This window comes from Streptomyces pathocidini (genome assembly GCF_001418495.1).
In the GTDB taxonomy this organism is placed as follows: domain Bacteria; phylum Actinomycetota; class Actinomycetes; order Streptomycetales; family Streptomycetaceae; genus Streptomyces; species Streptomyces pathocidini.
Genome location: NZ_LIQY01000219.1, coordinates 1 through 13,300, shown reverse-complemented (window position 1 = coordinate 13,300; position 13,300 = coordinate 1). Strand labels below are relative to the sequence as shown.

Here is a 13,300-nt window from a genome sequence, read left to right as displayed (position 1 = left end):
CTCCGGCGGGGGTGGCGGGCCTGTGGGGCATCCTCAAGGCGGGCGCCGCGTATGTGCCGATGGACTCGCGCCACCCGCCCGCGTACATCCGGCAGGTGCTGGAGGACGCGGAGGTGAAGGCCTGCCTGACCCAGCGGCACCACCTGACGGGCGCGGCGGGCGCGCTGCCCCCGCACCTCGTCCGCCCGGTCGAGGAGATCCCCGACGGCCCGCCGCCCGGCGTGCGGCTGCCGCCCGGTCCGGCCCCCGACAGCCTTGCGTACGTCATCCACACCTCCGGCTCGACGGGCCGGCCCAAGGGGGTGCAGATCGAGCACGCCGGTCTGGTCGGCTTCGTCCGCTGGGCGTCCGAGCTGTGCCGGGTGGACGCGGGCACGCGCTTCGGCTTCCTGTCCTCCTTCGCCTTCGACATCTCCTGCTTCCCGCTGTTCCTGCCCCTGCTAGCGGGCGGCGCCGCGGTGCTGCTCCCCGGCGAGCCGACCCGGGCCGCGCTGCGCGCGCTGCTGGACGAGGGCCGGGCCGACACCCTCGCCCTCACCCCCTCCCACCTGGACCTGATCGAGCGCCTCGACCTCGACCCGTACGGCGTGCGGATGCTGCTGGCCGGCGGGGAGCGGTTCACGCGGTCCGCCGCGGAGCGGGCCCGCGACCGCTTCGGGCCGGGCTGCCGGATCGTCAACGCCTACGGCCCCACCGAGACGACCGTCATCTGCCTGGCTCATGTACTGGACGGTACGGAGGCCCGGCACGAGATCCCGATCGGCCGCCCGGGCCCGTACGCCCAGGTGGAGTTGGCCTCCCCCGGCGGATCGGACGGCCCGCGGGAGGCGGGGGCCGCCGGCGAGATCCTCGTCTCCGGCGTCCAGTTGGCCCGGGGCTACCTCGACCACCCCGACCTGGACGCCGAGCGGTTCGTGACCGGCGCCGACGGCGTCCGCCGCTACCGCACCGGTGACCTGGGCCGCAGGCTGCCGGACGGCGGGATCGAGTTCGCCGGCCGCACCGACGACCAGGTGAAGATCGCGGGCCATCGGATCGAGCCGGGCGAGATCGAGGCCGTGCTGGAGCACCATCCGGCGGTGCAGCGGGCGGCGGTGCTGGCGCGGCGGCGGGAAGGAGACCTGGGCCTGGCTCTGTGCGCCTATGTCCAGCCCGCCGCCTCCCCGAATCCCGGACTCGGTCCGGCCCTCCGCGCGTACCTCGCCGAACGCCTCCCGGCGGAGAAGGTCCCGGCGGCGGTCCTGCCCCTGGCGGCCTGGCCGACGACGGTGAACGGCAAGCTGGACGCGAACGCCCTGCCAGGCCCCTTTGCGAACGAGGCTGCCGTGAACGAGAAGGCTGCCGACGGGGACGCCGTGCGCGAGACCGCTGTCGGCGGGGACGCCGTGAACGGGACCGCTGTCAGCGGGGCCGCGCCGGACACGCCTCACGAGCCGACCCCGCTCGAGGACCGACTGGCCGGGATCTGGTCCCGCGTCCTCCAGGTGGACACGGAGCTCCTGGGCCCGGACGCGGACTTCCACCGCCTGGGCGGCGACTCCCTGGCCCTGCTGGAAATGCTCGCGGCGGTGGCGGACGACCTGCTGGCGCCGGGCCGCGAGCCGCACCTCATGTACGAGATCGAGCAGTTCATGGACGCGCTGACCCTGGACCGCCTCTGCGGAGCGGTCCACCGCGTCCGCACGGCGGGGGAAGAAGGATGATCTTCGTAGGCCGGGGCGCGCTCCTCACCCGCGCCGTGCGCCACGCCCTGTCCACCGGCCACCGGGTGGACGGGGCGTACACGGACGACCCCGCGGACCGCGCCGCCCTCTCTTCGACCGGCGTGCGGGCCGCCTCGGTCGTGAGCGACATCAACACCCACGCCGACCGCATGCGGGGCGAGTGCACCGACGGCGTCGTCTGGTCCGTCAACAACTGGATGATCTTCCGCGCCCCGGTCCTCGACTCCGGCCTGCGCGTCTACAACATCCACAACGGCCTGCTCCCCCAGCACCGCGGCCTGCCGTCCGTGGCCGTCCTCTTCGCCCTCCTGAACGGCGAGTCCGAGTACGGTGCGACGCTGCACCAAGTGGACGCGGGCATCGACACCGGCCCCGTACTCGCGGAGCGCCGCTTCCCCATCCCCCCGGACGCGCGCTACCACCAGGTCCTGCTGCGGGGCGTCCGGGCCTGCCACGAACTCTTCCAGAGCACGCTGGAGGCCGTTGCGGGCGGCCGGCTCCCGACGGCTCCCCCGCCCCACGGCAACTCGGCGGCCCAGCCGCGCTACTACGGCCTTCGCTCGCTCAGCAGGCTCGGCGCATACGCCGACGACCCGGCCTTCGCTCGCGCCACCGACCTGGGAGCACTGGCTCCGCATCTGCCGGAGATCGCCGGCGCTTTGGCCCGGATGACGCCCCGCGTCAAGTAGCACCGCCGCGCACCCTCTTCCGCATTCCGCCAGAAGTCCAACAGCCGCCGCCTCTTAAGTCCAAGAGCCGCTGCCATTTATGGGATCGGGAAGTCGAAGGTTGACAGTCGCCCCTTTCTTCGGCCATGAAGAAGGGTGACGAGCGAACGCCGGTCGAAGGTGTAGCCCGTTCTAGACCTTGGTGGATCCTAGTGTTGGCCAATTACGCGGGCGCCGCAGAAATATCGACCTAGAGTATTTCCTGGCGCCGCCGGCAGTGCCCCGATCTCATCCGATGCACTTACCCGTGGCTGCTGGACAGCAGCAGCAGAATCTTGCGTGAATTCCCTTGCCCGGGCATGTGTTACCCAGTCGCCACAGACCCTTCAGCGAAGGGATCGGAACAGCGGAACCAATTCCGTCAGGACTAAGGAAGGCTCTCCACACATGCTCGCGATTCCTGGCTTGGCGCGGCCCAGTTGTGCCGAGGACGAGAGTAGGCAGGAGCGGCGCACCGTTCTCGCTGTCGGTGCGCATCCGGATGACATCGAAATCGGCTGCGCGGGGACCTTGGTGTCGCATGTCGAGGCAGGCGACCGTGTGGTGATGCTCGTCCTGTCCGACGGCGAGCGCGGACCGGGCGCGACGGCGGCCCAGCGCCGGATGGAACAGGAGAGGGCGGCTCGTGCCATAGGCGCCGAACTGCGGTGGGGGAACCTTCCCGACGGACGGATCACCGACGGGCTCGAGAGCGTCGATGTCATCGAGCAACTCGTGCGGGAGATCCGGGCGGACATCGTCTACACCCATGCCCCGGACGATTCTCACCAGGATCACCGGGCCACCTCGCGAGCCGTGGAATCCGCCGCCCGCGGAGTCCCGACCCTCCTGTTCTACGAGTCGCCGACCTCGCTGGGGTTCTCCCCGGCGGTGTTCGTGGACGTGACGGAGACGGCGCACCGGAAGCTCGCCGCACTCAAGATCCATGCCTCCCAGGTGAGCTCCAGTGACCGCGTGGACCCCACCGTCATCGCCGCGTTGCTGCGCATCCGCGGTGCCCACGGCAGGTTGCCCTACGCGGAGGGCTTCATCGCCCGGCGCCTGATGCTTCCCGCCTTCCACACCGCGGGAGCCCGGCGTTCGGCCCGTCCGGCCGTCGTGGAGAAGCCGTGCTCCTGCGCGGCCGGGGAGCAGACCTTGGAAGACAACCCATCGCGCATGGCCCTCGGCTGAGTGAAAGCCGACATGCGTTACGGCAGAGGAGAACGACGAAAGATGGCGAGAGTCCTAGTAACCGGCGTGGGAGGGCCGGCCGGCACGGCCATTGTCGAGCACCTCCGCACCGGACCGCACCGGGTTCTGGCCGCCGATACGGAGCCGGACACCGCCGGACACCGACTGGCCGGCGCGCAGGCGCTGCTCCCGCGCGGCACCCACCCGTCCTACGGCGCGGAGGTGCTCCGACTCGTCGAGGCCCACCGGATCGAGGTCATCGTGCCGACGGTGGCCGAAGAAGTGGCGGCCCTGCATGACCACGTCGAGCCTCTGCTGGATCTCGGCTGCCATGTACTGATCCCCGAACCCCGCGCGGTGACAGCGTGCTCCGACAAGTACGCGTTCGCCCGGGTGTGCGCGGAGAACGGGATACCGGCGCCTGAGACGGTGCTCGCCGGAGAACCGGCTCCCCAGGGCCCGTGGATCGTCAAGCCGCGCCACGGGCGGGGTTCGCGCGGGGTGTTCCCCGCCGACACCGCGGCCGAGGCGGCGCGACTGGCCGGGAACGCACCCGACTCGATTGTCCAAACCCGCCTGGCGGGACGCGAGTTCACCGTCGATCTGCTCTGCGGGCCGGACGGTGAGGTCGTGGTGCAGGTGCCGCGCTGGCGTGAGCAGGTCCGCGGAGGCATCTCCTCTGCCGGTACGGCCTTCCGCATGCCGGAGCTGGAAGCACAGGTCGAACTGCTGGTCAAGGCGCTGGAATTCCGCGGGGCCGCGAACGCGCAGGGGTGCCTGGCGGAGGACGGGTCGTTCGCGTTCTTCGAGATGAACCCCCGGTTCTCCGGCGGACTGCCCATTTCCCTCCTGGCGGGCGCGGATATCGTCGAGGCCTATATCGCGCTCGCCCTGGGACAGCCCGTACCGAAGGAGTCGCTCGCCTGGGAGCCGGGACGGCGCGTGGTGCGCTATCTCACGCAGGCCGCCCCCGGGCCCACCTCCACTCCGGGCAGCGGCGAGCCGCCCAGGAACGCCGATCTCCTCGCCCGCGCCGCAGGCGAGGAGGATCACCGACCGGTCGGCCGCCGGCGCATTCTCGTTCCGCTGGGCACCCGTCCGGAAATCATCAAACTCGCCCCGGTTCTCATGGGGTTGAGCGCGATCCACGACATCCGCGTCGTCTTCACCGGCCAGCACACCACCGCGGCCCTGGGTGACGACATGCTGACCGAGTTCGGCATCGATCCGATCGAGCGCTGGACGCCGGACCCGAGGACCGCGGGGTCCGGGGCCGAGAGTCTCGGCGCCTTGACGAGCAAAGCCGCAGGCAGCCTGCGCCGGCACCGCCCCGACGCCGTGCTGGTACTCGGCGACACGTACACCGTTCCCGCCTTCTGCCTCGCCGGAGTGGCCGCCCAGGTGCCCGTGGTGCACCTGGAAGCCGGCCTGCGCTCCTACAACCCGCTGTCCCGCGAGGAAGCCAACCGCCGGGTCGCCGCGTCCCTCGCGGCTCTTCATCTGGCCCCCACCGAAAGGGCCGCCGCCGTGCTGCGCGGCGAGGGGATCCCGGCCGAGCGGATCCAGGTGGTCGGCAACCCGGTGCTGGACGCCCTGCGTTCACGCGGCGTCCTGGCTGCCCCTGTCAGCGAACGCCGCGGCGTCCTGATCACGGTCCACCGCCCGACCACGGTCGATGTGCCCGAGCGGCTCGCCGAGGTCGTCAGGACCGTGGAGCGGCTGTCGCGGGAGGCCGGGCCGGTGGTGTTCCCCGTACACCCCAGGACAGCCGACCGGCTGCGGGCCTTCGGCCTTGAGGAGCAACTGGCCGCCACGGGGGCCGAGATCCTGGCCCCCCTGCCGTACACGGACCTGCTGCGCCGGCTGCGGCACAGCCAGGTGGTGGTCACCGACTCCGGAGGGCTCCAGGAAGAGGCCGCGTGGCTGCGGGTTCCCGCGGTGGTCATGCGCGGCTCGACTCCCCGGTGGGAAGGCGTCGAGGCAGGGCTGGCCCGGCTGAGCCCGGTCGAGCACGGCGCCGTCTGCGAAGCGGTCGCCGAGGTCACCGCGCCGCGTTTCGTCGCCCGGCTGGCCTCCCTGGAGTGCCCTTACGGGGACGGGAGAACGGCGGAGCACACGGCTCGTGTCCTCGGCCGGAGCGATGTGTGGGAGCGCATGTCGCTGCGCGAACCGGACTTCACGGATGGGCAGGTGCCCACGATATGAGTGCCGCCCCCTGGGGTCCCGGCCACCCGGACGCGGCTCCTTGCCGCGGATGCGCGGTAGGGCGTGACGAGTTCACTCCGGAACCTCTCACCCGGCTCGCCGCCATCACCGTCGATCTGGACGACACGCTCTTCGCTCAGGCCGACTGGCTCACCGGGGCATGGCGGACGGTGGCCTCGGCCGCCCGAAAGAGCCTCGGCGTTCAGGAGCAGCCCCTGTACGAGGCCCTCGTCCGCGAGGCCGCCCTGGGCACCGACCGGGGCGGGATCATCGACCGGGCCCTGGCCGCGATCGGTTCCACGGCGCCCTCCGCGCCCCTGGTCGAGGCCTTCCGCTCCTATCGCCCGGCGAGCCTCCTCCCGTACCCGAGCGTGACCGCCGCGCTGACGGCAGCGCGCCGTAGCGGTGTTCCGCTGGCCGTGGTGACGGACGGTCATCCTCCGCAGCAGCGGCAGAAGCTGGCGGCTCTCGGCCTCGCCGAGCTCTTCGACGCGGTGGTGGTGTCGGACGAGCTCGGAGGGCGCGAACACCGCAAGCCGTCCGCGGCCCCGTTCCTGGAGGCCGCACGGCTCCTCGGTGTCCGTCCGAGCACCATCGTGCATGTGGGCGACCGCCCGGAGAAGGACATCGCGGGCGCCCGCGCCGCGGGACTGCTCGGTGCCGTGCGAGTCCGCACCGGCGAGTACGGGGCGGCCCCCTGTGGCGGCTCCGCTCTGGGGTGCTGCGCGGACGCAGCTTCGGCACTGATCCGGCTCGTGTGCGCCTGGGAGTCCGGCGAGCGGTGCGGGTCGTGAACATGGCATCCGAAACACCTGCGTCGGCGCCGAAGGCGAAGGGCAAGGGCAAGGGGAAGGCGCAGGCGAAACCGGCGCCGAAGCCGGCGCCGGGCCGCGGCGGCAAGCCTCCCGCGCGCCGTGCCGCGCCGCGTCCCGCCTATGGCGAGATAGGCCTGTGGCTCCTGGGCGTGGCCCTGTGCACCGTGCTGGGCCTGTGGCTCATCGGCCCACGAGGTCCCCTGACCATCGCCCTCTACCTCTGCCTGGTCTGCTTCGCCGTATCGGGGCTGCGCACCCTCACCTTGGTACGCGCCGCCACCAAGTCGACCATGCAGCGGGCCGGTTGGCGCCGCTCTGTCCCTCCGGCCAGACACCGCGTCACCGTCATCGTCCCGTGCCACAACGAGGAGTCAGTCGTAGACCGCCTGGTGCGCAGTCTGCTGGACCTCGACTATCCGCGGGAACTCCTGCAGCTCGTCATCGTCGACGACGGATCACAGGACTCGACGCTCGAGAAACTCTCCGTCTGGCAGAAGCGCCACCCGGACCGTCTGCAGGTGCTCCACCGTCCGCCCGGCCACGGCGGCAAGAGCGGAGCGCTCAACCACGCGACCCGTTACGCCACGGGCGAGGTCATCGTGGTGTACGACGCCGACCACACTCCCGAACCGAACGCGCTCCGCTATCTCGCCGCCTGCTTCGACAACCCGCGCGTGGGCGCGGCGCAGGGCCGCTGCGTGATCGCGAACGGGCACGACGGCATCCTGGCCCAACTGGTGGCGGTGGACTACCTCGGCGGCTACATCATCGGCGAGCAGGGGCGCAGCGCGTACACGGGCATGCCCTCCTACGGCGGCTCCAACTGCGCCGTGCGGCGCAGCGTCCTCGACGACATGGGGGGGTGGAGCGAGCGTTCCCTGACGGAGGACACCGACCTGACGCTGCGCGTCATGCTGGCCGGGCACGAAGTGCAGTACGAGCCCGACGCCCTGGACTACGAAGAGGCCGTGACCACGCCCATGGCCTACTGGCGGCAACGCCGCCGCTGGGCCACCGGGCACCAGCAGGTGTGCCGCGACTACCTCCCGGAGATCCTCCGCCACCGGGGCATCTCGCCGCTGCAGAAGCTGGAGCTCGTCTACTACCTCGTCATCTACCACCTGCCCCTCCTGAGCCTGTTCGCCTTGGTCTGCGGCTTGTTCGTCCCGGTCTTTCCGCAGGAGCTGGTCCCGATCTCGGTCGCTCTGTGGCCGGTCCTCTTCTACGGGCCGCTCATGCAGCTGGGCGTCGCGCTCGTGGCAACGCGCGCTCCGCTACGCCGGTACCTGCTGCTCCCCGCGTACTTCCCGCTGTACGTACTCGGCCTGCTGATCGTCGCCAAGGCGTGGGTGGACGGCATCACCGGGCGGGCCGGCGGATGGGCGAAGACCGCCCGCAGCGGCGACGACATCCCGCAGCCGGTGCCGGTGGAGGAGGTCGGGACGCCTGACCGGCCCCCGGCAGGCGAGGCCGACGACACCGCCGTCTCGGGGCAGCCGCCGTCCGAGGCCCACATCGAGCGCAGGGACCGATTCGGGCGGGCGCACGGGAAGAAGGCATCGAGTCGCGCCCGGCGAGGGCTCTCCTCCAGTGTCCGCTGGGCCGCGCCCGCCACATTCCTGGTGCTCGTCGTCGGCCTGGTCTGCTATTTCGTGGTCAAGGACCCGGTCCGCGAATTCGAGGGGATGGCCAGCCTGAAGTTGACCCACCTGCTCGCGCCGAGCCTGGAGGCCTGGGCCGACGGCCCCGGGGTCTTCATCCGGCGGGATTCCGAGGGCGGAAGTGTGCTGTACCTCCGCATCACCTCGAGCTGCTCGGTCGGACCGCTGTTCCTGGCGGCCGCGGCCATCGCGACGTCGATGCGCAGCATCGTACGGATCCCCTACCTCCTGGGCGGGCTGGCGGGCTGCGTCGCGCTCGTCTTCCTGGGCAACATCCTGCGGATCTCGCTGCTCACCGTGCTTGCCGACAAACTGCCGAAGAGTGAGCTCATCGCCATTCACGACACCGTGGCCGCGCTCTTTTCCCTGGGCTTCGTCATCGGGGGACTGATCGCCTTGTTCGCGATCGCCGCGCCGGGCAGCAAGGTCCATCTCGCGTCGTAAGTACGGATGTTGACCTGTGGGTGATCCGTGTGCACCAACGAGCGCGGACAGTGTCACCTTTATGAATTCCTGATCCACTTTACCAAGCAGTAAACCTGGCAGGGGTTTTACAGAATCCTTCTGTGGCCACTGTGACCGCACTGGTGCGATCTGAAAGGACCAAGCACGTGATTGGTAAGAAGCGCCGAGCGCTCCTGGCAGGCGTTGGCGTCGTCATGGCGGCCGGCTCCCTGAGCACGGCATCCGCCACCGCTGCGATGGCCTCGGCGTCTCCCGCGCCGACCGCTCCCGCAGCCGGCAACTCCCTGTCCGGCGAGGCAGCCGACAAGGCCAAGGACCAGAAGTCGGCCGGCACCCCGATCTACACCCTCGGATTCTCCCACCGCCCCAACAGCATTGACTCGGAGTTCCGTTACGACGGAGTCATCACCGTCCCGAAGGGTCAGAAGATCCAAGGGATGGGGTACTCCTACCGAGGCGACGACAACGTTGACAAGCTCGCGCGGGAAGTGTCGCGAGGCAGGGGAGGGATGGGGGAGGAATACGAGGTCGTCAGCACGGAGAGCGAGGGGAACTCCGACAAGATCACCTTTACTCTGCGCGGCGACTTCGGCCCCGGTGGAAACGGGTGTCCCACCACCCAGTACCCCGTCGCGATCGTGGTCCAGCTGATGGACGGCAGCCGTCAGACGGTCCGCCCGGTGATGGACATGCGACGGTTCGACCGTTGCGACGGCTCCGAGGGAGGCGGACGCCCCGTCGCCCGCCTGCCCTGGGACAACGCGTGGAGCAGCCCGGACGGGAACAGCCAGGACGGTTGGGGATTCATCACCGAGAGCGGAAAGGTGCCCGGGAACAAGTTCATCATTGACGCGTCCAACCCCCGGCACGGCAGCGGTCTGCCCTGCGACGTCACGGACGAGGTCTACTACCAGTGGGTCAAGTCGGACGGTACTCCGTCCAAGCTGACGCCCGAGCCCAAGAAGCTCGAGGTGGTCCCGCATGGAAATGACCGGACGAAGAAGATCGAGTTCACCCAGACCACCGACTTCACCGCAGACGGTGCCGGCTACTACAAGCTGCTCGCCTGGCCCCAGGCCAAGAGCAGCAAGGGACAGGTCTGCAACGCCAGTTGGAACAAGGACAAGATAGAGGACGCGTTCCAGGTGGGCAGTGTCTTCTACGACAAGGCGGATGACGTCGACTTCCCGCTGACGAACCCCGCGGTCGTCGGCGGCGCCACTGCCCTCGCCGCTCTGGCCGGTGGCGGGTTCTGGCTCACCAGCCGCCGCGGTTCGAAGACCAACTAGTCACCCGTTTCCAGGGCTCGTCCGTGCGCCCGGAACCCTGCCTGAGGTTCCGGGCGTACGGATGAGGTCCGATGCAGAACGAGCTCCTATGCAAGCGGAATGCGCGCCGCGCCTGAGAGGTTTCACGTGTCCGATTCCATGATCGCTGCATGGGGCACGGTGGCAGAGACAGCACCGGCCAACGGTGAACCACCCGAAGAAGCCCGCGCATCTCGCCTGCAGTCGACGGGCCTGCAGTCGACGAAGGGTGCCGACCAGGCGGGCAGCAACACGGTCTGCCTCACCGCCCGTTCGCTGCAGACATCCATCCGTCAGTACGGCAGACGCAAAACGCTGCTGGACGACGTGACACTGAGCCTGCCGAGGAACTCCCTCATCGCCGTGATCGGACCGTCCGGCGCCGGGAAAACGACCCTTCTGCGCGCACTGACCGGATACCAACCCGCCGACAAGGGGAACGTCCTCTACGAGGGCTGCGACCTCTACCGGCACTTCGGCGTCCTGCGTCGGCAGATCGGATTCGTACCGCAGGACGACATCCTGCACACGCAACTGACCGTACGGACGGCCCTGCGCTACGCCGCCAGGCTCCGCTTCGCGAAGGACCACGACGACGCGGCACGGGATGCCCGGGTCGAGGAAGTCCTGTCGGAACTCAGCCTCACCCATCGCAGCGACACCCAGATCGCCTCGCTCTCCGGCGGTCAGCGCAAGCGCGTCTCCGTCGCTCTCGAACTGCTGACCAAGCCCTCGCTGCTCTTCCTGGACGAACCCACTTCGGGCCTGGATCCGGGGCTGGACCGGCAGGTCATGCAGATGCTGCGAGGGCTCGTGGACGGTGGGCGCACCGTGGTGCTCACCACCCACAGCGTGGCCAATCTGGAGCTGTGCGATCGGCTTCTGGTGCTGGCACCCGGTGGGCGCACCGCGTATTTCGGGCTGCCGAGCGAGGCGTTGGAGTTCTTCGGGAAGAAGGACTGGGCGGATGTGTTCCAGGAGTTCGAGCTCTCCCCCAACCGTTTCTGGGCCGATGGCTACCGGAAATCCGAGCACTACCGAAGGCACATCACCGGTCTGACCAGCGAGACGTTCGGCGAGGCCGGGAGCAGACTGGTCCGGAAGCAGAAGAGTGCCACGGCGTCGCCGAGTTGGTTCGCCCAGCTCGCGACCTTGGTACGGCGCCACTTCTCGGTCATCGCGGCAGATCGCGGTTACGTGATCCTCACGGTGTGCCTGCCTTTGCTGATGGGGCTGTTGAGCAGAGCCGTACCAGCGCCGGACGGCTTCCTCATACCCAGCCAGCAGGGCAGCGATCAAGACCTCTACTCGTCCTTCAACGTGGACGCGTCGCGCGTCGTGGTCATGCTGGCTGTCGGGGCCTGCCTGACCGGGATGGCGAACTCCATCCGGGAGCTGGTACAGGAACGGATGATCTACCAACGGGAGCGGGCCACGGGGCTGTCACGCTCCGCCTACGCGACTTCCAAGATCATCGTGCTGGGGTTGGTCACCGCGCTGCAAGGACTGTCCATCGGCGTCCTCGGCCTCATCGGGCGACGGCTCCCGGAGACCGGGCTGGTGTTTCCGTCCGCCCTGCTGGAGATGACCCTCATCATCGGGCTGCTCTCCGTGACCTCGATGGTCATCGGCCTGGTGATCTCCGCACTGGTGCGGACCGCGGAGAAGACCATGCCGTTGCTGACCATGGCGACGCTCTTTCAGATCATGGCCACCAGCGCCGTTTTCCCCATGTTCAACCAAGTCGGCTTGGCACAGTTGTCCTGGCTCGCGCCCTCCCGCTGGGCGGTCGGTGCCCTGGCGGCGACCGTCGATCTGTCCCGGGTCAGCCCTCCCGCCGAAGCCAAGAATCCGAAAATGCGTGACACGCTGTGGCGCCACGACCTCGCTCAGTGGATCACGGACATAGGAATTCTCGCGGCCATCGGCCTGATCGGTTTTTTCCTGGTCATCAAGTTCCTCAGGCGCCACGAGCCCGCCGTCATGCGCAAGCACTGAACACCGTGAACCGGAAGGAGACAGAAATGCGGGGCATCCGACGGCAGCACCGGCATCGGCACCCGGGGACAACTCGCCGATGGGGCAGGCGGGTTGCCGGCGCGTCCCTTCCGCTCCTCGTGCTCGCGACGGCCGCCTGCTCCCCTTCCGCCCCGGACACCGCGGACTCCGCGGCGCGCACCGAGTGGACCATGGACTTCACGTCGGTGGCTTCGGTCGGCGACTCGATAACCCGCGGGTTCCACGCCTGCGGTGTGCTGTCCGACTGTCCGGAGGTGTCATGGGCGACAGGTTCGGACCCCAGGCTGCGGAGCCTGGCTCAACGGCTCCTCAAGCAACCGGTCACCGAGGAGAACGCCGGCAACTTCGCGAAGACCGGCGCGAGCATGGCCGACCTGCCTGGCCAGATCGAGGCCGCGATGGCCCAGCGCCCCGATCTCGTCACGGTCCTCATGGGGGCCAACGATGCCTGCCAGGACAGCGCCGAAGAGATGACACCCGTCGACGAGTTCCGAGCGGACTTCGGGTACGCGCTGCGCACGGTGCGGCGTGCATCACCGGAGACCAGGGTGTATGTCTCCAGCATCCCCGACCTCCAGCGGCTGTGGACCGAGGGGCGCGAGGATCCGATGGCGCGGCAGATCTGGCAGCTGGGGGTCTGCCCTTCGATGCTCAAGGACCCCGATGCCATGGACCAGGCGTCCGTGGACCGGCGCAAGGCAGTGACGGCCAGGGTGTCCGCGTACAACGAGGTCCTGCGCGATGTGTGCCGGAAGGACAAGCTGTGCCGTTACGACGGCGGCGCCGTTTTCGACGTCCGCTTCACCCGTTCCCTGTTGAGCACGTGGGACTACTTCCATCCCGGCAAGTCAGGGCAGGAACGCCTCGCCGAAATCGCCTACGGAAAGATCACCGAGCGCTAGCGCGTACACCGTTCCCGGTCGGCACGGTGCGGAGGAAGAAACGAGGATCTTTCAGGGAGCCTCGCGCTCGAGCGCCCGGCGAGTGGCCGGACCGTACACACCGCGGGGATCCACACTGCACTCCGCCGCCACCGTGCCCCATTCCTGGAACCTGCGTACGGCGGCTTCGGTGTCGGCGTCGTAGTCGCCGTACCGATGGCCGTGGTAGAGGCCGATCGAATACAGCTGCCGCTGCATCGTGGTCACGGCCGCACCGCTGTCACCCGGCCGAAGCGTCCCGCTGGAGGGAGCGGTCGGGGGC

General features: G+C 69.5%; 10 protein-coding genes. 9 read left to right on the top strand and 1 reads right to left on the bottom strand.

The genetic code is table 11. The features are described 5' to 3' along the window. From AOK16_RS12280 to AOK16_RS12240, 9 genes are all read left to right on the top strand, one after another. A partial coding sequence (locus tag AOK16_RS12280) for a non-ribosomal peptide synthetase (RefSeq protein ID WP_157859188.1) occupies window positions 1-1,703 on the top strand: 1,703 nt, incomplete at its 5' end. Beyond that, complete coding sequence (locus AOK16_RS12275) at window positions 1,700-2,413, top strand: formyltransferase family protein (protein WP_055472296.1); 714 nt, start codon at window positions 1,700-1,702, stop codon at window positions 2,411-2,413. The genes AOK16_RS12280 and AOK16_RS12275, both read left to right, overlap by 4 nt. Before the next feature lie 426 nt (window positions 2,414-2,839). Then, window positions 2,840-3,625, top strand: a complete 786-nt coding sequence (locus AOK16_RS12270; RefSeq protein WP_055472295.1) for a PIG-L deacetylase family protein — start codon at window positions 2,840-2,842, stop codon at window positions 3,623-3,625. 66 nt (window positions 3,626-3,691) lie between these two features. Continuing rightward, window positions 3,692-5,830: a non-hydrolyzing UDP-N-acetylglucosamine 2-epimerase gene (wecB, locus tag AOK16_RS27155; protein ID WP_169790889.1), complete on the top strand. Its 2,139-nt coding sequence runs from the start codon at window positions 3,692-3,694 to the stop codon at window positions 5,828-5,830. Then, complete coding sequence (locus AOK16_RS12260) at window positions 5,827-6,624, top strand: HAD family hydrolase (RefSeq protein WP_055472294.1); 798 nt, start codon at window positions 5,827-5,829, stop codon at window positions 6,622-6,624. Before wecB ends, AOK16_RS12260 begins: the two co-directional genes overlap by 4 nt. 2 nt (window positions 6,625-6,626) lie before the next feature. Then, window positions 6,627-8,750: a glycosyltransferase gene (locus AOK16_RS12255; protein ID WP_157859186.1), complete on the top strand. Its 2,124-nt coding sequence runs from the start codon at window positions 6,627-6,629 to the stop codon at window positions 8,748-8,750. 167 nt (window positions 8,751-8,917) lie between these two features. Further along, the gene (locus tag AOK16_RS12250; RefSeq protein ID WP_157859185.1) at window positions 8,918-10,060 is read left to right on the top strand and encodes a hypothetical protein; all 1,143 of its coding nucleotides are present in this window, start codon (window positions 8,918-8,920) and stop codon (window positions 10,058-10,060) included. A 159-nt stretch (window positions 10,061-10,219) separates the two neighbouring features. Next, window positions 10,220-12,076, top strand: coding sequence for an ABC transporter ATP-binding protein/permease (locus tag AOK16_RS12245; protein WP_169790888.1), 1,857 nt, complete (start codon window positions 10,220-10,222; stop codon window positions 12,074-12,076). Between the two features lie 119 nt (window positions 12,077-12,195). After that, window positions 12,196-12,999 carry an SGNH/GDSL hydrolase family protein gene (locus tag AOK16_RS12240; protein WP_055472290.1) on the top strand — a complete coding sequence of 268 codons (804 nt, stop codon included), beginning with the start codon at window positions 12,196-12,198 and terminating at the stop codon, window positions 12,997-12,999. Window positions 13,000-13,050: 51 nt separating this feature from the next. Here AOK16_RS12240 and AOK16_RS12235 read toward each other — a convergent pair. Continuing rightward, on the bottom strand, window positions 13,051-13,300 hold a 250-nt coding region (locus AOK16_RS12235; RefSeq protein WP_169790887.1), incomplete at its 5' end, for a peptidoglycan-binding domain-containing protein.